The 17,596-nt window shown below is 55.2% G+C and carries 19 protein-coding genes; 6 read left to right on the forward strand and 13 right to left on the reverse strand.

Annotated features, from left to right (window positions below; translation table 11 throughout):
* Nucleotides 1-68: 68 nt before the first annotated feature.
* From DOP62_RS08380 to DOP62_RS08420, 9 genes are all read right to left on the reverse strand, one after another.
* Complete coding sequence (locus DOP62_RS08380) at nucleotides 69-782, reverse strand: ABC transporter ATP-binding protein (protein WP_208675655.1); 714 nt, start codon at nucleotides 780-782, stop codon at nucleotides 69-71.
* A complete protein-coding gene (locus DOP62_RS08385; RefSeq protein WP_208675654.1) occupies nucleotides 775-1,536 on the reverse strand; it encodes an ABC transporter ATP-binding protein in 762 nt (253 codons plus the stop codon). The genes DOP62_RS08380 and DOP62_RS08385 overlap by 8 nt, the downstream gene beginning before the upstream one ends.
* Entirely contained in the window at nucleotides 1,533-2,456 is a 924-nt protein-coding gene (locus tag DOP62_RS08390) for a branched-chain amino acid ABC transporter permease (protein WP_370538771.1), read from the reverse strand. Before DOP62_RS08390 ends, DOP62_RS08385 begins: the two co-directional genes overlap by 4 nt.
* A 3-nt stretch (nucleotides 2,457-2,459) precedes the next feature.
* A complete protein-coding gene (locus DOP62_RS08395; protein WP_208675652.1) occupies nucleotides 2,460-3,401 on the reverse strand; it encodes a branched-chain amino acid ABC transporter permease in 942 nt (313 codons plus the stop codon).
* Nucleotides 3,401-4,600, reverse strand: coding sequence for an ABC transporter substrate-binding protein (locus DOP62_RS08400; protein WP_208675650.1), 1,200 nt, complete (start codon nucleotides 4,598-4,600; stop codon nucleotides 3,401-3,403). The genes DOP62_RS08395 and DOP62_RS08400 overlap by 1 nt, the downstream gene beginning before the upstream one ends.
* 29 nt (nucleotides 4,601-4,629) lie before the next feature.
* Complete coding sequence (ndk, locus tag DOP62_RS08405) at nucleotides 4,630-5,085, reverse strand: nucleoside-diphosphate kinase (protein WP_208675648.1); 456 nt, start codon at nucleotides 5,083-5,085, stop codon at nucleotides 4,630-4,632.
* 104 nt (nucleotides 5,086-5,189) lie between these two features.
* Entirely contained in the window at nucleotides 5,190-6,431 is a 1,242-nt protein-coding gene (locus DOP62_RS08410) for a flotillin family protein (RefSeq protein WP_208675646.1), read from the reverse strand.
* Nucleotides 6,431-7,771, reverse strand: a complete 1,341-nt coding sequence (locus tag DOP62_RS08415) for a flotillin family protein (RefSeq protein WP_208675644.1) — start codon at nucleotides 7,769-7,771, stop codon at nucleotides 6,431-6,433. Before DOP62_RS08415 ends, DOP62_RS08410 begins: the two co-directional genes overlap by 1 nt.
* Nucleotides 7,772-7,811: 40 nt before the next feature.
* Nucleotides 7,812-8,432 (reverse strand): hypothetical protein, encoded by a 621-nt coding sequence (locus tag DOP62_RS08420; protein ID WP_208675642.1) that lies wholly within the window; start codon nucleotides 8,430-8,432, stop codon nucleotides 7,812-7,814.
* Between the two features lie 238 nt (nucleotides 8,433-8,670).
* Between DOP62_RS08420 and DOP62_RS08425 the strand changes: the two genes are divergently transcribed.
* Nucleotides 8,671-9,735, forward strand: a complete 1,065-nt coding sequence (locus DOP62_RS08425) for a 3-deoxy-7-phosphoheptulonate synthase (RefSeq protein ID WP_208675640.1) — start codon at nucleotides 8,671-8,673, stop codon at nucleotides 9,733-9,735.
* Here the strand turns inward: DOP62_RS08425 and DOP62_RS08430 are convergent.
* On the reverse strand, nucleotides 9,732-11,045 hold the full coding sequence (locus DOP62_RS08430; RefSeq protein ID WP_208675638.1) for a four-carbon acid sugar kinase family protein: 1,314 nt from the start codon (nucleotides 11,043-11,045) through the stop codon (nucleotides 9,732-9,734). The genes DOP62_RS08425 and DOP62_RS08430 overlap by 4 nt on opposite strands.
* Before the next feature lie 59 nt (nucleotides 11,046-11,104).
* Between DOP62_RS08430 and DOP62_RS08435 the strand changes: the two genes are divergently transcribed.
* From DOP62_RS08435 to DOP62_RS08445, 3 genes are all read left to right on the forward strand, one after another.
* The gene (locus DOP62_RS08435; RefSeq protein ID WP_208675636.1) at nucleotides 11,105-11,317 is read left to right on the forward strand and encodes a hypothetical protein; all 213 of its coding nucleotides are present in this window, start codon (nucleotides 11,105-11,107) and stop codon (nucleotides 11,315-11,317) included.
* Nucleotides 11,268-12,323, forward strand: a complete 1,056-nt coding sequence (locus DOP62_RS08440; protein WP_208675634.1) for a class I SAM-dependent methyltransferase — start codon at nucleotides 11,268-11,270, stop codon at nucleotides 12,321-12,323. The genes DOP62_RS08435 and DOP62_RS08440 overlap by 50 nt, the downstream gene beginning before the upstream one ends.
* Nucleotides 12,324-12,751: 428 nt before the next feature.
* On the forward strand, nucleotides 12,752-13,549 hold the full coding sequence (locus DOP62_RS08445) for a slipin family protein (RefSeq protein WP_208675632.1): 798 nt from the start codon (nucleotides 12,752-12,754) through the stop codon (nucleotides 13,547-13,549).
* A gap of 9 nt (nucleotides 13,550-13,558) precedes the next feature.
* Here DOP62_RS08445 and DOP62_RS08450 read toward each other — a convergent pair whose 3' ends face one another.
* From DOP62_RS08450 to DOP62_RS08460, 3 genes are all read right to left on the reverse strand, one after another.
* Nucleotides 13,559-13,930 carry a PH domain-containing protein gene (locus tag DOP62_RS08450; protein ID WP_208675630.1) on the reverse strand — a complete coding sequence of 124 codons (372 nt, stop codon included), beginning with the start codon at nucleotides 13,928-13,930 and terminating at the stop codon, nucleotides 13,559-13,561.
* A gap of 95 nt (nucleotides 13,931-14,025) precedes the next feature.
* A complete protein-coding gene (locus DOP62_RS08455) occupies nucleotides 14,026-14,532 on the reverse strand; it encodes a GNAT family N-acetyltransferase (RefSeq protein ID WP_208675628.1) in 507 nt (168 codons plus the stop codon).
* Nucleotides 14,533-14,592: 60 nt separating this feature from the next.
* Nucleotides 14,593-15,627, reverse strand: a complete 1,035-nt coding sequence (locus DOP62_RS08460) for an adenosine deaminase (protein WP_208675626.1) — start codon at nucleotides 15,625-15,627, stop codon at nucleotides 14,593-14,595.
* Between the two features lie 185 nt (nucleotides 15,628-15,812).
* Here DOP62_RS08460 and DOP62_RS08465 point away from each other — a divergent pair, with 185 nt between their 5' ends.
* Together DOP62_RS08465 and DOP62_RS08470 are read left to right on the forward strand one after the other, a co-directional pair.
* On the forward strand, nucleotides 15,813-17,147 hold the full coding sequence (locus DOP62_RS08465; protein ID WP_208675624.1) for an adenylosuccinate synthase: 1,335 nt from the start codon (nucleotides 15,813-15,815) through the stop codon (nucleotides 17,145-17,147).
* Nucleotides 17,148-17,219: 72 nt separating this feature from the next.
* Nucleotides 17,220-17,588: a RidA family protein gene (locus DOP62_RS08470; protein ID WP_208675622.1), complete on the forward strand. Its 369-nt coding sequence runs from the start codon at nucleotides 17,220-17,222 to the stop codon at nucleotides 17,586-17,588.
* Nucleotides 17,589-17,596: the final 8 nt, after the last annotated feature.

Raw genomic sequence — 17,596 nt, forward strand, 5'->3', positions numbered from 1 at the left:
CTAGCTACTGCTCGTCGCCAACGTCGTGCTTGCGACGAGCAGTTTTCTATGGCTTCAATGACGCTGAATCAGCCGAGATAGGCTTGCTTGACACGGGGATCGGCAAGGAGATCCGCAGCAGGGCCCGAAAAAATCATTTGTCCTGCTTCTAGGACATAGCCGCGATTGGCGGTTTGCAGGGCCAAGGTCGCGTTTTGCTCAACCAAGAGAATCGTCATACCTTGCTCACGCAAGCGGCGGATGACCCCAAAAATCTCTTGGACAATTTGTGGTGCTAACCCCAAGCTTGGTTCATCCAACAGCAGCAGACGGGGGCGACTCATCAAGGCGCGGGCGATCGCTAGCATCTGTTGCTCGCCACCGCTCAGTGTGCCTGCCAGTTGGTCTTGTCGTTCCCGCAGGCGCGGGAAGCGATCGAATTGCAACTCTAGGTCGGTTTGAATGCCAACGCGATCGCGCCGACAGTAAGCCCCGAGCTCTAGATTGATCCGCACGCTTTGACGAGCCAAAACACGGCGACCCTCAGGACAGTGCGCCAGCCCCCGTCCCACCAGTTGCGGCGCTTGCATCTGTCCCAGATCTTGCTGGTTGTAAGAAATCCGGCCTTGTTGAAGTGGCACGAGGCGAGAAATGGCACGCAGGGTCGTCGTCTTCCCCGCCCCATTCGCCCCGATCAGAGCAACAATCTCGCCCGGAAAGACCTCAAGGGTCAAGTCAGTTAGGGCGGCAACGGCTCCATAGTTCACTGAGACCTGACTCAGGTGCAAAAGGGGCTCACTCATCGCCTAGATATGCCTCAATTACCGCTGGGTCTTGGCGCACTGTAGCGGGATCCCCCAGCGCGATCAATTGGCCAAAATCCAATACTGCAATGCGATCGCATAGCCCCATCACCAGTGGCACGTGGTGTTCGATTAACACCACCGTCAGCTGAAACTGGTCGCGAATCATGCGAATGCGATCGCTCAGTTCCTGTTTTTCCTTGGGGTTGAGTCCGGCTGCAGGTTCGTCCAACAGCAGGAGTTGCGGTTCTAGCGCTAGGGCTCGAGCAATTTCCAAGCGGCGGCGATCGCCATAGGCCAAACTGGCGGCGGGCTGATCGGCCTGATCGCTCAATTCCAGGAGTTCCAGGAGTTCTTGCACACGGCGGCGATCGCCACGGGACTGCCGTTTTGCGCGACTGGCGCCTAGTAGTTCGTCCCAAAGGGTTGTTTTGGCTTGGCGATGCCGAGCCACCAGCACGTTCTCGAAGACGGAGAGCTGATTGAAGAGCCGTAGGTTTTGGAATGTCCGGGCAATGCCACGGCTCGCAATTTGATCGGGTCGCTGACGATCAAGGCGATCGCCTTGGAAGAAAATCTCACCACTACTCAGCGACTGCAGGCCGGTGATCAGGTTGAACAGCGTTGTCTTGCCCGCGCCATTCGGGCCGATCAGACCAAAAATCTCGCCCGCTTCCACACTCAAGGAAACCTGATTGACTGCGACCAACCCCCCAAAGCGGCGCGTCACTTGTTCCAGCTTTAGCAGGCTCATGCCGTCCTCCGTCGCCGAGGTCGGCTGGCACGAGGTTTGATCAGCCCTTGCGGGAAGTAGATGCTGCCCAACACCAGCAACAGCCCAAAGATCAGTAGGCGACCATCTTGCAACAGGCGGCTTAGCCCCGGCCACAGTCCTGGCACGGAGCCGATCGCCCGCAAAACTTCTGGCAAGGCAGTCAGCACCATTCCCCCTAAAACCGGACCAAAGGCACTCCGCGATCCGCCAATTAACACGAAAGCGAGGAAGGTAATGCTGGCATCAAAAGTGCCTTGCCGGGGGTTCCAGGTGTTGAGGAAGTGGGCGCTGACAACGCCGACGAGACTGGCTAGAACGGCTCCCAAAACAAAGGCGAGGACTTTGTAGCGGGTGGTATTGACCGCGATCGCACTCGCTGCCAGTTCATCTTCACGGATCGCCGACAGCACCAGTCCGGTGCGCACCTGTTGCAGCCGCCAGCAACCTGCAACGGCGAGCATCAACAGCGGTAAGGCAATCCAGAGGTAGCCGACGGCGGAGCTGAAGGGTTGGGGGATGCCAAAAATGCCGACCGCTCCGCCCGTAATGGGTAGGTTGAGCGCAACCACCCGCACGATCTCGACCAGCGCGATCGTGGCGATCGCCAGATAAATGCCGCGCAACCGTAGCACCGGATAGCCCACCAGCAGCGCCAGAATTGCTGCCGCGATCGCAGCTAAGCCCATTTCCAGCAGCAGGGCCCAAACGCTGTAGTCAGGGCTCGCTGTCAACCCCTTGGTAGAGAGGATCGCAGCCAGATAGCCTCCCAGAGCATAGAAAGCCGGTGAAGCCAAAGACAGCTGCCCAGCCATCAACGGCAGATAGACCGAGAGCCCCAGCGTCGCGCCCAGCAGCATCGACACCAGCAAAAATCCGTAGGTGGCGACCAAATTGCCCATGGTCTAGACCTTCTCCATCCGTGCCCGGCTGAACAACCCCTGCGGACGAATCAACAGGATGGCAAACAACAGTGCAAAGGCAACGGCATCGCGATAGCCCGACCACTGCGGGGGCACCCAGGCCTCGGCCAAGCCCAAAACCAGTCCCCCCGCAATCGTGCCGGGAATATTGCCTAGCCCACCCAAGACCATCACACTCAGCCCCTTCAACCCGTAGGCAATGCCGAAGTACGGGCCAGTGATGCTGACGCTGGTGCCGACCAGCGCACCCGCCAAGCCACCGAGGACGCCACTCAGGAAAAAGGTAAAGCGAATGTAGCGCTCGGGGTCGATCCCTAGCAGGCTCGCCGTGGTGGCATCTTCTGCAACCGCCTTCAGAGCATGACCGATCCGCGTGCCGTTGATCAGCCAAGTCAGCAGGCTGAACATGGCGATCGCGACACCAAAGAGGATGATTTGCACTGTTCGGATTTGGATCGGGCGATCGCTGCTGCCGAAGTTAATTGCGCTGGGTAAGTCGCCGTAAATATTGCTGGGGAAGGTGTAAATTTCAGCCCCCACCAAGATTTGAATCAGATTGACGACAAATACTGCTGCACCAAGGCTAGAAATGAGAGTCAGTAGGGAGTCGGCTTGGCGTTTCCGGAGTGGACGAAAAGCCACTTGTTCGATCAGCAGACTGGCACCACCCGCCAACAAGCTGCCCAAGATTAAAGCCAGGGCAAACGGCAAACTGAAGGGCAGCGCTACATTGGCGAGCAGACCGTTGAAACTAAACCGGCCACCTGCCAAGGCGTAGGTCAAATAGGCGCCCAACGTAAAAACAGCACCATGGGCAAAATTAATCACGCCGAGGATCGAGAAGACCAGCGTGTAACCGAGGGCGAAGAGGGCATAGACTCCTCCGATCGCCAGGCCGTTGATCAGCGGTTGTAACCAATCCATTAGGGCAGCAGCTCAAAGTCGCCTTGGCCATCGGGCTTCATCCGAATCCGCGCCACGTAGAACTGCTCTTGGTTGACCTCGCCCCCAGGCGTAAAAGATAGGCGCCCCAAGGGTGTCTCATAGGTGCCGCTGAGCATGGCTTGCAGGAGCACTTTTCGCCGTTCGGGTAAGGGCAGGTTCACCACTGGTTGCTGTTGGTTAACGCGGTTGAGGGATTCCGCAATCACTTGCACCGCCGAGAAAATCTGGGCACTGAACTGCGAGGGCTGCTTACCAAACTGGGCTTCGTAGCGCTGGCGAAAGTCTTTGTTAACGGGACTATCAAAGTTGGGGCTGTAGGTCTGGGCCACGATGATGCCATCGCAACGCTGCTGACAGACGGGAAAAACGTTCGGCGTATTGAAGCCGTTGCCACCGACAATCAAGCCGCTGTAACCCAGCTCTCGTAGTTGGCGTACCAGGTTGCCGCCATCCGCTGCGAGGGACGAGAGCACGATGATGTCTGGTTTTTGCTGGAGTGCCTGACTAATCAGCCCTTGGAAATCGCTATCGCTGACTTGGTAGCGCTGCACCAATGCGAGGTTCAGGCCAGCATCCTTGACCGCTTTTTGGAAAACTTCTGTCTCCGATCGCGAGTAGGCATCGTCTTGGGCGTAGACGACCACCACCCGTTGTGCTTGGGGATTGAGCTTGCGGGCTGCCGCGATCGCCTGGGGGGCCACCACTGAAGCGGGAGCTGAAAGGCGCACGATAAAGTTGCCGAGCTCCGGAATGCCCTTGGCCGTATTCGAGGCGGCAAGGACCGGAACGCCCGCCCGCTCTGCGATCGGATCGGCTCCAAATGCCTGCTGCGACAGGGTTGGGCCAATGATCGCCACGACTTCATTGACGTTGATCAGAGTCTGGAAGGCATTGATCGCGCTGGCTTCGTCGCTGCCGCTGTCCTGCACCCGAAAGTCAATTGGAACACCGGTTGCGGGGCGTTCAAACACTGCTTTAGCGATTTGCAGACCGGCCAGTTGCTCCTGACCAAACAGAGAGGCATTGCCGGTTTGGGCGATCGCCAGACCCAAGGGTTGGGCACCTGCGACTGGCGGTGCGCTGCTCTCTTGGCAGGCTGTCGCCAGTCCCAACACCACGGCTGCCAGCCCCAACGTCCGGGACAGGGCAGAGTGGAATGGCGATCGCAGCACGGGCATGGCAATGTCTCTCTGAGGGGATGCAGTGCTTATTCGTAGAGCCAGGGTTGAATCGTGGGAGTCCACTCGGTCAGCTCTTCGGAGCTGAACCAGAGCGCAATTTCCCGTTGCGCCGTCTCGATCGCATCCGAGCCGTGGATGATGTTGCGGCCAATGTTGACGCCAAAGTCACCGCGAATCGTACCCGGTTCCGCCGTCAGCGGATTGGTCGCACCGATCAATTTACGGGCTGCAGCCACAACGCCGTCTCCCTCCAAGACGATCGCCACGATCGGGCCGGAAGTGATGAACTCAACAAGGCCATTGAAGAAGGGGCGCTCGCGGTGAACATCATAGTGCTGCTCAGCCAGCTCACGGCTGGGCTTGAGCTGCTTGAGGCCCACTAATTTAAACCCTTTTTGCTCGAAGCGGCTGATGATCGTACCCACCAGGCCCCGCTGAACGCCATCGGGTTTGATGGCAATAAACGTGCGTTCCACAGACATTGGGATAGTCCTCAAAAAGAGGCAAGCCGAACGGGCTTGCCTTCCTATGGTTTGGGATCACTGGGATTCTTGACAAGCGATCGCGGTCACATCCCTACGGTCAATCACTTTGTTGATGGTGGTGTGGATTGACCAGGAAGTGATTTGGCGAGGTCAATACCGGTGGTCTGCTTCAGTTTTTCGAGCAGACTGGCAATCTGGGTTGCGGTGCCTTCGCCTTCGCCAATCACCGTAATCGACTCGACATCAATATCCGGTACGGTGCCCGATAGGGTGGAGAGCAGAGACTCCAGCTTCTGCAAGAGGAAGATGTCGCGTGCATTGCCTCCTGCTGACTTCCAGGCTTCTGCCAGTCGCTTAGTGCCCTCAGCTTGGGCTTTCCCGTCCTCGACAATCCGAGCAGCAGAACCCCGCGCTTCGGCGATCGCCCGTTTGCAGGCAGCTTCCGCCGGGGCAATCACATCCGCTTGGAGTTGCTGTTGCACCTGTTTGATCCGTTCCTGCTGGACGGGTAGTTCTGCTTGGCTACGGGCAACTTCAGTCGCAATGTCCGCTTCCGCTTCCGCCACGACGGCTTCACGCCGCGTCAGGGCATCTTGAATGCGGCGTTCGGCTTCGGCTTGGGCGATCGCCACGTCGCGATCAATCCGCCGGAGCGCCGTGATCTTGTCATTCTCTGCTGTCTGAATGGCCGAGGCGGCTTGGGCTTCCGCTTCCGCAATGCGGGCATCCCGCTGCAGATCAGCTCGCTGCTTGCGGCCGCTGGCTGAGAGATAGCCCACTTCATCGGAAATGTTCTGGACTTGCAGCGTATCCAAAACAAGGCCGAGCTGTTCGAGATCGTCCTCTGCTTCTTCCAGCAGACTTTTCGCAAAAGCGATTTTGTCTTCGTTGATCTGCTCTGGGGTCAGACTCGCCAGCACGCCGCGCAAATTGCCTTCCAAGGTTTCCTTGGCCATTTGCTCAATTTCCTTGCGGCTCTTGCCCAAAAGGCGCTCGATCGCGTTGTGAATCGTCGGTTCTTCGCCAGCAATTTTGATGTTGGCGACCCCTTCTACGGTCAGGGGAATGCCGCCCTTGGAATAGGCGTTGGAGACGCGCAGCTCGATGATCATGTTGGTCAGATCCATGCGCAGCGCCTTCTCTAGCAAGGGCACTCGCAGGCTACTACCACCTTTGACTAAGCGATAGCCCACTCGGCGGCCATCGCTGCTGCGGCGACTACTACCCGCAAAAATCAGAATTTCACTGGGTTGGCAGATGTAGTAGAGGTTGCGCAATACCAAGCTGCCAGCCCCGGCGCCAGCCCCAAGCACAACCAGCAGCGCAAAAATTGTTTCAAACATCAGACTTCACCTCCGGGACGACGGCTTAAGGTTCCAATCACATCCAGTCCCAACGTGTCATCCACCCGCTGGAGGAACTGCTGCACAATTTCGGGGTAGGCGTTAATGAGTCGTGCCAAGGCTTGACCATCCCCACCATCGACCACACGGACATGGTTGAGATGCAGGCGTCCAGGGATTTGGGCCGCCTCCTTAAGCACCATCTCAATTTGCTGAATTAAGAACAGCTCAGCCGCTTCCGGTCCGGCCGATCGCCAAACCTGACTGAGCAAATCACTCACCTCAGCGGCAGCTTTGGCATTCTCTGCCAGGGTAGCTGCGGCCCCCCGCGCTTGCAGGGTTTTCGCGACTCGTTGGGCTTCTGCTGGCAAGACCTCATCCGCTTCCAGTCGCAGTTTTTCCAGCTCAGCCCGCAGCGCTTGTAGTCGTTGTTCAGCCTTGGCACGGGCTTCCTTGGCTGCGGCAGTTGTCCGCTCTTCTTCGGACCGGACTTGCTGATCAAGTTGGGCTTTAATCTTGCGCAGCTCGTTTTGCCGTTGCTGCACCACAGTCGCGGCTTGGGCGCGGGCGACCTCGGCTTGCTGTTGAGCATCGGCTTCGCGGCGATCGGCCTCCCCCAAAGCCTCGGCCTCGGCAATCTCCGCATCCCGTGTGATCTGGGCAATCCGCCGACGCCCAATTGACTTGAGGTAGTCTACGTCGTCGGCCACGCTTTGGATCTTGAGCGTGTCTAACCGCAGCCCCAATTTCGAGAGATCGTGGCTGACATCTTCGGCAATCCGCTCGGCAAAGCGCAGTCGATCCTCATTCACTTCCTCGGGGGTGAGGGTGGCGACCACGCCCCGCAGGTTGCCTTCGAGGGTTTCACGAGCGACACGGGCAATCTCGGACCGATTGCGATCGAGGAACCGCTCGATCGCGTTGCCGACCAAGCGGGGATCGGTAGAGACTTTGACGTTGGCGATCGCTTGGATGTTGATCGGGGTGCCGCCCTTGGCGTAGGCATTGGTGACCTCTACGGGCACCGGCATGGTGGTCACATCCATTCGTTTGACGGTTTCGATCACCGGAATCGTCAGCGTCCGTCCACCAAAGAGTACGCGATAGCCCACCAGTTCCCCTTTGGGATTGCGATGCTTACGCCCCGACACAATCAAGATTTCGTTGGGGTTACAGATGCGAAGGCAGGATTTGATGATGACGAATAGGACGAGAAAGCCAACGATCCCAAAGCCAAGGGTGCCGCCAACCCAATCACCCTGTTGTGTGGCATCGCTGGTGGGGGGCTGCGACTCAACTTGCGCTAACACCAGCGGGGAATGATCTGGAAGCAGAGACATTCGGACTCTCCTAGGAGACAACCTCTTAGACAGCAGCAGTTCAAGATTGCAGGTCTAATTCCTTACGACCGATGACCCACAGTCGTTGCCCTTCCGATCGCAACACCACGACTTCATCACCTCGCTGAAAGTCCAGTGGGGAATCGGTACAGGCACTCAGCTCAATCACACTGTTTTTGACTTCCAGCTGCACCTTGCCACGGCTTTGGGCATTGAAGGGCAAAACGACAATGCCACGAGCCCCCACAAGATCAGTGCTTCGCACCAAGCTGTCTACTTGGCGATTGCGCAACTGACGCAGGATGCCGGCCATGCTAGTGCCTAGCAGCAATCCCATGGCGATCGCGAGGCCAATTTGCAACAGCGACGGCAAGCCGGGACTGAGCCAGCCCAGCAGCAACCCTGTCATACCAAAGAAGCAAAGCCCAAAGGTCCAGAACTTGAAGCTGAAGATCGGCAGCCACAGTCGTCGGGATGAGCTCGGTGGCTCAGGGAGATCGACATCAGGAGCGACCTCAGGGCTAACCTCAGCTTCGACCTCCAGATCGGAATCAAAATCAGAGTCGAAATCGGGGCTAAAGTCGTGGTCAAGTCCGCCAACGGCAGCGAGTACTACAAAGATGCCGCCGAATAAAAAACAGAACCAATAGACGCTGATCATCCGAGAGCCAGCTGGATACGCCCCTATTAAGCACCACAGGGTACAGGCGGGCAATAAATGCAAGACGGCCCTTAATGTTTTGCAGTCTTCTACTCATGACTAGCTGATTGAGACTGAGGCGATCGCCTGTTTTTTTAAGCTCAGTCACGTTTCCCAGCGAGGATCCCGCTGCTTTGATCGGCGGCGCTAAGATGGGAAGGCGTTGCGGCGGCCGCAGCGCTTGCTTTCTCAGCCGCCCATGAAACAGACTTCCGATCTCCACGTCGTCGAGACGCGTTCCTTGATCAGCCCTGCGGAAATTCACCAGAAACTGCCCATTTCCGAGGCAGCAGCAGATTTGGTGGCTTCTACCCGCGATCGCATCCGTAGCATTTTGCGCAATGGCGATCGCCGCCTGCTGGTGATTGTTGGGCCTTGCTCGATCCACGACGTTGATGCCGCTTACGACTACGGCAAAAAACTTCTACCGCTGCGTGAAGAGCTTGCTGACGAGCTGGAAATCGTGATGCGGGTCTATTTTGAAAAACCCCGCACAACCGTCGGCTGGAAAGGGTTGATCAACGATCCCCATCTGGACGGCAGCTACGACATCAACACCGGCATCCAACGAGCGCGCAAGCTATTGCTGGGCTTGGCTGATATGGGCTTGCCTGCTGCAACAGAATTGCTTGACCCGATCATTCCGCAGTACATCGCCGATGTGATTGCTTGGACGGCGATCGGTGCCCGCACCACGGAAAGCCAAACCCACCGCGAAATGGCTTCGGGATTATCGATGCCGATCGGCTTCAAAAACGGCACTGATGGTAGCTTCCATATCGCGGCTAACGCGATGCTCTCGGCCAGCCAGCCCCACCATTTCCTGGGGATCAACCATGAGGGACTGGCCAGTATCGTCTCAACAACCGGTAATCCCGACGGTCATCTGGTGTTGCGTGGCGGCAGTAAAGGTCCTAACTATGCCGCAGCCGACATTGAGCAGGCAGCCTATCAACTCGCCAGTATGGGTCTGCACTCGCGGGTGATGGTGGACTGCAGCCATGGCAACTCCAATAAGGACTATCGCCGTCAGTCGGTGGTGCTTGCGGATTTAGCCGAACAGGTCGCTGAGGGCTCTCGTCATCTAATGGGTGTGATGATCGAAAGCCATCTGGTGGAAGGCAATCAGCCAATCCCTGCTGACTTATCGCAGTTACGCTACGGTCAAAGCATCACCGATCCCTGTGTGGACTTCCCCACCACCGAGAAGATGCTGCGCGATTTGGCTCGGGCTCAACGCGGCTTAGTCCCGTCTTTGGCTTAGCCAGCACCGCTCAAAATTCGCTGAATCGTCACCAGATCGTGGCGATCGCCAATATTCCCCGGAAAGCTGACAATCGGCAGACTGGGGAATTTTTGATGGCAAGTCGGTAACTGCACCAGATTAACGCCGGTACGAATTTGCCCGCGCAGCTCCACGATCGCGGCATCCAAGTTCACCAAAATCGTGTTGGTTGTGATCCCGCCCTTACAGATCAGATAGCCAATTTCTGTCGGCAAGGCGCGAACTCGATCGGCAAGAAAATCTGCGATCGCTCGGCTCAGTTGCTGTTGCTGTTCTGGACTTGCACAGGCGTGAAATTGTCGCTCCGTGAAAATCACGGGCGTTTGACCTTGCTTCAAAGCTTGCTGAATCTGGCGATCGAGATCTGCTGCGAGCTGGGTGCGATTGCGCTCATCAGAACTGAGAAAGGGAGCAATTGAAACAGCGATCGCAACACTCTGGGGCTGTCTCAATAAGGCTTCCAGTTGCCCTGTACTGATCGTTGTCCACGACCCAACAATCACCACCCCGACTCGTTTCTGTGGGTTTAGCTGACCGAATTGCTGGGGCGCGATCGGTTGGGGCGGTAGCTCTGCTAATGCACTAAGCAAACTGGCAGCACTACGACAGAGGTAGTGTCCCTGATTAAGAACAGCAAGCTTGAGTCGATTAGCAAATTGTTGAAGCTGATTGGGTGTTTCTGCATCAACAACAAACCAGCGATCGCTCGACTCGGATTCAGCCACAAAAGCGGTTTCCAGATTGTCGGCAGTCAAAACCGGAATGCGATCGCTTAACTGGGGATCACCAGCTTGCTCCGCCAGAAACGCGGGGAGATAGCTAGTTTCGTAGCCAAACAACGGATCACGGGCAAATTCCGTTGCATGCAGCGGGCGATCGCCGGTTGGAGTTTGCAGAAAATGCCATCCCTGCCGCGTAATACGGCCACCTTCCAAAAAAGCAGGCACCAGAAATTGCGCTTGGAATGGGCCAAGTTCCGCCGCGATCGCCTGGGGTTCCGTCCAAAAGTGACCGCGCAAGGTCGAGTCGCCACGACTGACAATTAGCCAATGCTGGAGATTAAGCTGAGCGATCGCTTGGCGGAGATTGTGACAGATCTCGCGTGTGCGGGCTTCTGCTGCCTCAGCACTGAGCGATCGTGTATTCGCCAGAATGAAGCACAAGGGCGATGGATGACCTAAGCCGACCAGAAGTGTCTCGACATCCCAGCGCAGCAGCAGGGGGCAACTGTGGACGGTTTGCGATCCCGTGGGATCGTCATCCAAAACAATGATTTTGAGAGCGGACACGATCGCAAACTCAGGCGCTTTTGTTCTAGCCTCGCATTGATCCCCAGAGCGCCTCGAGCGTGAGCCTGCCGATTTTTTACAGCGATCGCTTGCTCGACCTCGACACCGGCACGGGTCATCCCGAGCGTCCCGAACGACTGACCACAACCGTGGTGCATCTGCGATCGCCGGGTGGGAGTGTCAAAATGAAGAAATGTTGCGTTTCTGATCGCTCCAGCAGTTATGGCGGATCCCATTACCAAGTTTGCCTATCAGACCTTCCAGCAGAGTAAGAGTCTGTTGGGGCTGACTCACAAGAATCTCAGTACGCAACTGATGCGGCTCATCGCCCCGACTGAAGGGGAACGGGAAGGGCTCTCACCTGAATTGATGAGCCAGCTCCAGGCATCGATGCAGGTGCTCTTGGATGAAGACTACGCGGATGCTGAGGCAGGGGTTTATCCGCTGGCGCAACTGTTTGATACCCCTTGGCAAGATATTGTTCAGCAGTATCCGCGCCTTTGGCTGGACATGCCCTCCACGTGGCAGCGGGCTCGGGAAAAGCGCTATCAAGACTTTGAACCAACGGTTGAAACCGATCGCTATCCCAGCTATTACGTTCAAAACTTTCACCACCAGACGGGTGGCTATCTGACCGAAGACTCGGCAGAACTCTACGATCTGCAGGTCGAAATTCTCTTTAACGGCACCGCTGATCCAATGCGGCGGCGGATTTTACGCCCCCTCAAGCAGGGTCTACAGGCTTTAGCTCGTCCTGAAAAAGATCTGCGGGTGCTGGATGTGGCTTGCGGCACAGGTCGCACCCTGCGTCATCTGCGATCGGCCTTGCCCAGCGCCAATCTCTATGGCACCGATCTCTCGCTAGCCTATCTCCGCAAAGCAAACCAATTGCTGTCGGAACGTCCGGGGGAACTGCCACAACTGCTGCAAGCCAATGCAGAAGAACTGCCCTATCAAGATGGTTTCTTCCAAGGGGTGACCTCGGTCTTCCTATTCCATGAGTTGCCGCCGCAAGCTCGCCAAAACGTGATCAATGAATGCTTCCGCGTATTGGAAGCGGGTGGCACGGTAGTCCTGAATGACTCGATTCAAGCGATCGATTCACCGCAGTTCCGGCCACTGATGGATGGCTTCTATCAGATGTTCCACGAGCCCTACTACCGCCACTATATGGAGGATGATCTCTGCGATCGCCTCAGCCAAGCAGGGTTTGTCGATATCCAAACCAGCAATCACTTCATGAGCAAAATCTGGGTGGCTCGCAAACCGATCGCCTAAAACAGTCCCTCAGCAGGCGCGATCGCTTCAAACGGGCGAGCGATCGCCTGCGATCGTGCCTTTAAGTGGTGGCCTCTCGGCTTCTAGTGCTATGCAGCGATCACCAAAAATGGTCTGGAGAGTTGGCTCGCTCATTGCCTTCCAAGCCCTGCCACCTTGTCAGAAACCGTTCAATTCACTCCTGTTGAGTAACTTCTGGCAAAACATAACTCTCTGATCAATCACTGGCTGTAGCATTGCCTCTCAAAATAAATTCCTGCTGCCAGTAACTTCTTTAAACTTTTCAAAAAACTCAATGACAACCCATCCTGCTCAGGTTGTTCAACAAAAATAGTTCAGTCAGTGATTGTTATCAACAATCACGCAACAGAAGCAGCCAATACTCTCAAATCTCAGCATAATAAGGCCAACTCGATTGGATAGCTGAGATGGAATACTTAATAATTCTGGCTGTACTTATCCTCTCTTTTTTGGCATCAGGCTTAAAAATTGATCGCGAATATCAACGAGGCATCATCTATCGGCTAGGGAGAGTTCGCCGATTACGAGGACCGGGCTTGTATTGGATTATTCCTATTGCTGAACAAAAAGTACAAGTTGACTTACGCTTGAGAACAGTCAACATTGAGCCGCAAGAAACTGTTACTGCTGATAGTGTCACGATTCGAGTGAATGCGGTTCTCTACTACCGCATGATTGATCCAGTCAAAGCCATCAATTCAGTGGAAAGCTATCGAGATGCTGTCTATCAAATTGCCTTAACCACCTTACGGAATGTGATTGGTCAGAATTTACTCGATGACGTTCTACAAAACCGCGATCGCATCAACTTCAATGTTCAGCAGATTGTTGATGAAGTGACTGAACCGTGGGGAATTGTGATCGAGCGAGTGGAAATGAAAGATGTTGAAATTCCGCTTAGTATGCAACGAGCTATGGCCAAAGAAGCGGAAGCCGTGCGTGAAAAACGGGCTCGACGCATTAAAGCTGAGGCAGAACTCGAGGCATCTGAGAAATTGACGGCTGCATCTCGGATGATTAGCGAAAGTCCTGCTGCTTTAGAATTACGACGCTTACAAATGCTGGCAGAAATTGGCACTGAAAACAACACGACAACTGTGTTGATGCTGCCTTCTGACTTCCCTATTTTAGCCAATCGATTGGCCGAGTCTTTGGGGCAATTGTCAGCTCCTTCAGCATCAACTGATCGCACAGCCAAAGAGTGAAAATCTCTTTCAACTGAGAAGCATTGTATTGAGGGCTGCGATCGCTGAATCAATCTGGCTTGTTGGTCGCAGAATCCGAATTCTTAAGGCACCTAAAGCTGAAACATAGATCTTAATTTCGGAGTCGAGATCAATCGTCCCAGCAGTTTCATAGGAAAACGCTTGGATACGTGAAATAGGGATGGAGAGATACTCCTGTTTCTTGCCAGTGATGCCTTGCTTATCAATGAGCAGAATTCGTCGAGTTGTAAAGAAGAGAAGATCACGAGTGCCTTTATAAGCACAGTAGATCATCTCCCCATCGACAAAAACGCCAGCTCGGACTGAACAGGACTGGGGATCAACAGGGGCTAAGCCGAGCGCTGATTTAAATTCCTGCATCTCGTTATCTCACATCACTAGGTTCTTCACTGGCACCGTATTATTTTTCTGGTCAGCGCGATCGCCCTTGAAGATGAATCGATATTTGGGCAAAGTTATTGTTTGATATCTTTCGATGATAATGGCCGTTTCATTAAGAATGAAATGCCTCCTACACGATTTTTGATTTCACTGTTAGGGATTTTCCCAAAACCAAAACGCTCATACAGGGCGATCGCTGGATTCTCGGCACGCACGCTCAAGCTAATAGCAGGGAATTGGTCTGTAGCCAGTTCAATGAGATGGCTCAGAAGTTGAGTGCCGACTCCTTGCTGACGATAATCCGGTAGCACCGCCATCGCCAACTCTGGAGTTTGATTGTCAAGATAACTCAAACCTCGTTCTTGCTCTGAACAAAGACGAAGCCAAGCAACCCCGATTGCTTGTTCCTCGAGCATCGCAACTATTCCGCAGTCACCGCTACGCCCAAACTGCTCAACATACTTCCTGAGAAGTGGTTGTTCTTTAACGGCTTCAACTGAGGGTTCCTGGGCTGCATAACGCAGCATCTCCCAGAGAATCGGTTGATCAGTTGTTGTCAGCAATCTGAATTGAATGGGCATGAACAACGAGGGACGAGATACCGACTAATTTGTTGCTTAGGTGGGTGAAACTGTTTTAAGTTAAGCAATTGTCGGTGCCGAAGGTTGGCGTAACCAATCCTGTAAAACTTGACTGGGCGGTTGACCATGGGGCCAAGCAAAGGCATGGCGGAAAGATGCTGTTTGACAGGCTTGTAGCTGCTGAAAATCAATGACATCTGCGGTCAGCAGTGCTTCGTACTCCGCCGGTAAACGGACATTATGTAAGCCGGCATTATCGGTGCAGATGACGATATCAACGCCTGCTTCAAAACAGCGATCGAAGACCGTCCGCAATGCACTAATTTCGGTCAATGTGCCGGTCTGAATATAAGTGGTTGGGCAAACTTCCAAGCATTGTCCTCGTGCTGCCAACTCCGGTAGTAACTCTGGATAGTGCAACGGAATTTGGATGCCGTGACCAATTCGCATCAAATAGGGCAATAGATCCGGATAGCAGCCATCACGAGTTTCAAATAAATGTCCGGTCGTCTTCAGACCTAGTTCCCGCGCCCAGTTAAAAAGCTCAATGAACTCTGGCAACCGCTCTGCATAGGCGCGATCGCCCCCTGCTACATCGATCGCGCAGACAGTTGGCGCAAACTCTGCTGCCAACTGCACCATCGTCCGGTTCACTTCATAGGGCAGATGCGTATGCAAACAGAGAATTTGCGGCATTAAGAGCGGATAGCCCGGCACTTGGCTGGCTTCTGCTACGCAGTGAATCACCTCAGGCATCAGAGCGATGCGATCGGCCTGACTGAGATGGGCGGGTGTCCTTAGGTAAGGTGTGTAGCGCAACTCCAGATAAGCCAAATTCTCAAAGGTGTAGGCGCCGCGTACCAACCGCTGAATGAAATAAGGCAGTGTTTCTGCCGACTGCGTCGATTCAACCAGCTTGTGAATTTCCAGATATTCCGCCAGTGACGCCTTGGGAGCCGTGTAGAACTCTTCGAAGTCGCTGTAATCCGTGAAGCGATCGAGCAGATCCGATTGCGATCGCTGCAAATAGCGCCAGAGGATTCGAGGGACGACGGCGCCTCCCAAGTGGCGATGTAAATCTGCAAATAACGCCATAATCCTCCTCCAAACTGAGGGGCGGCGATCGCCCAATTGTTAAGCTTTGTGAGTCATTCAAGCCTAACGCAGCCTTACTCCAGCGTCGTTCTCGATACGTTTCATTGAAAGACGCGGTTTGACAGGCGTTGAATTGGCGTCGGATAATCCCCTTTTGTGCAAATTTCGAGCGCAGTCGAAAGACCTTGGCGAACGTAGTCGTAATCGGGGCCCAGTGGGGCGACGAGGGCAAAGGCAAAATCACTGACCTGCTCAGCCGGTCAGCAGATGTCGTTGTCCGCTATCAGGGGGGCGTCAACGCGGGTCATACCGTGGTGGTGGGCGAGCAAACCCTGAAGCTGCACCTGATCCCCTCGGGCATTCTCTACCCCGATACCCAGTGCATCATCGGCTCTGGCACTGTCATTGATCCGAAGATCTTGCTGGGCGAGGTCGACATGTTGGAGCAGCTCGGGATCCCGACGGATCACCTGCTGATCTCCCAGACGGCGCATGTGACGATGCCCTACCATCGCTTGATCGATGCGGCATCCGAGCAGCAGCGGGGCAGTCACAAAATCGGCACGACGGGACGTGGGATTGGCCCCACCTACGCTGACAAATCAGAGCGGACAGGCATTCGCGTCTTGGATCTCATGGATCCAGAAGGTCTGCGCGAGCAACTGACTTGGACGATCGCCCAGAAAAACATCATTCTCGACAAGCTCTACGGGTTGCCGCCCTTGGATGCCGAGAGCGTGATCGAAGAATATTCGGGCTACGCCGAGCGGCTGCGTCCTCACGTTGTCGATAGCTCATTGACGATCGACGAAGCGTGGCGCAAACGCAAAAACATTCTGTTTGAAGGTGCCCAAGGCACTCTGCTCGACCTGGATCACGGCACTTATCCCTACGTCACCTCTTCGAATCCAGTGGCGGGTGGTGCTTGTATTGGCGCGGGTGTTGGCCCCACGATCATCGACCGTGTGATCGGCGTGGCGAAAGCCTATACGACCCGCGTTGGTGAAGGGCCTTTCCCGACTGAACTCCATGGAGACGTCGGTGAACTGCTCTGTCAGCGGGGCGCAGAATTTGGCACGACCACGGGTCGCCGTCGTCGCTGCGGTTGGTTTGACGCGGTGATCGGTCGCTATGCCGTTCGGATTAATGGCATCGACTGCTTGGCGATCACCAAGCTCGATGTACTAGATGATCTCGACGAAATCAAAGTCTGCGTTGCCTACGACATCGATGGCGAGCGTTGCGACCATTTCCCTAGCAGTGCCCGCAGCTTTGCTAACTGCCAGCCGATCTACAAAACCGTGCCGGGCTGGAAGCAATCAACGTCGCACTGCCGCAGCCTAGACGATCTGCCCAAAGCTGCTTTGGACTATCTCAAGTTCTTGGCGGAATTGATGGAAGTGCCGATCGCGATCGTCTCGCTGGGTGCAAGCCGCGACCAGACGATCATCGTTGAAGATCCGATCCATGGGCCGAAGCGCGCTTTGCTCTACGCCAGTGGCGAAGCTAGCGCCCAATAAGCGATCGCTTTCCAATGCAGCAAAACGACAAGGGGCGATCGCTCCTTGTCAGAAATTAATGTGAGCAAAACCATGACTCGCCAAAATATTTCCTCCGGTTCCTCGTGGGAACCAGTGCTGGGCTATTCCCGTGCTGTCAAAGTCGGGCCCTACGTCCATGTCTCCGGCACCACGTCTAGCACGCCGGATGATGCCTACGGGCAAACCAAGGCAGCGCTGCAGACGATCGAACAAGCCCTTGCTGAAGCCGGTGCAAAACTTTCCGATGTCGTGCGGACGCGAATCTATGTCACCGACATTTCGCGTTGGGAAGAAATTGGCAAGGCCCACGGCGAGGTCTTTGGAGAGATTCGCCCTGCGATGGCCATGGTGGAAGTCAGCAAACTGATCGCACCGGAACTGCTTGTTGAAATTGAGGCGGACGCCTACATCGGCGAATAGCTTCATCA

The sequence above is a fragment of the Synechococcus elongatus PCC 11801 genome, assembly GCF_003846445.2.
Classification (GTDB): Bacteria; Cyanobacteriota; Cyanobacteriia; order Synechococcales; family Synechococcaceae; genus Synechococcus; species Synechococcus elongatus_A.

Coding starts and splice junctions, on each gene's coding strand:
- DOP62_RS08380 (WP_208675655.1), bottom strand. CDS start 782: ATGAGTGAGCCCCTTTTGCACCTGAGTCAGGTCTCAGTGAACTATGGA.
- DOP62_RS08385 (WP_208675654.1), bottom strand. CDS start 1,536: ATGAGCCTGCTAAAGCTGGAACAAGTGACGCGCCGCTTTGGGGGGTTG.
- DOP62_RS08390 (WP_370538771.1), bottom strand. CDS start 2,456: ATGGGCAATTTGGTCGCCACCTACGGATTTTTGCTGGTGTCGATGCTG.
- DOP62_RS08395 (WP_208675652.1), bottom strand. CDS start 3,401: ATGGATTGGTTACAACCGCTGATCAACGGCCTGGCGATCGGAGGAGTC.
- DOP62_RS08400 (WP_208675650.1), bottom strand. CDS start 4,600: ATGCCCGTGCTGCGATCGCCATTCCACTCTGCCCTGTCCCGGACGTTG.
- ndk (WP_208675648.1), bottom strand. CDS start 5,085: ATGTCTGTGGAACGCACGTTTATTGCCATCAAACCCGATGGCGTTCAG.
- DOP62_RS08410 (WP_208675646.1), bottom strand. CDS start 6,431: ATGTTTGAAACAATTTTTGCGCTGCTGGTTGTGCTTGGGGCTGGCGCC.
- DOP62_RS08415 (WP_208675644.1), bottom strand. CDS start 7,771: ATGTCTCTGCTTCCAGATCATTCCCCGCTGGTGTTAGCGCAAGTTGAG.
- DOP62_RS08420 (WP_208675642.1), bottom strand. CDS start 8,432: ATGATCAGCGTCTATTGGTTCTGTTTTTTATTCGGCGGCATCTTTGTA.
- DOP62_RS08425 (WP_208675640.1), top strand. CDS start 8,671: ATGAAACAGACTTCCGATCTCCACGTCGTCGAGACGCGTTCCTTGATC.
- DOP62_RS08440 (WP_208675634.1), top strand. CDS start 11,268: ATGGCGGATCCCATTACCAAGTTTGCCTATCAGACCTTCCAGCAGAGT.
- DOP62_RS08445 (WP_208675632.1), top strand. CDS start 12,752: ATGGAATACTTAATAATTCTGGCTGTACTTATCCTCTCTTTTTTGGCA.
- DOP62_RS08450 (WP_208675630.1), bottom strand. CDS start 13,930: ATGCAGGAATTTAAATCAGCGCTCGGCTTAGCCCCTGTTGATCCCCAG.
- DOP62_RS08455 (WP_208675628.1), bottom strand. CDS start 14,532: ATGCCCATTCAATTCAGATTGCTGACAACAACTGATCAACCGATTCTC.
- DOP62_RS08460 (WP_208675626.1), bottom strand. CDS start 15,627: ATGGCGTTATTTGCAGATTTACATCGCCACTTGGGAGGCGCCGTCGTC.
- DOP62_RS08470 (WP_208675622.1), top strand. CDS start 17,220: ATGACTCGCCAAAATATTTCCTCCGGTTCCTCGTGGGAACCAGTGCTG.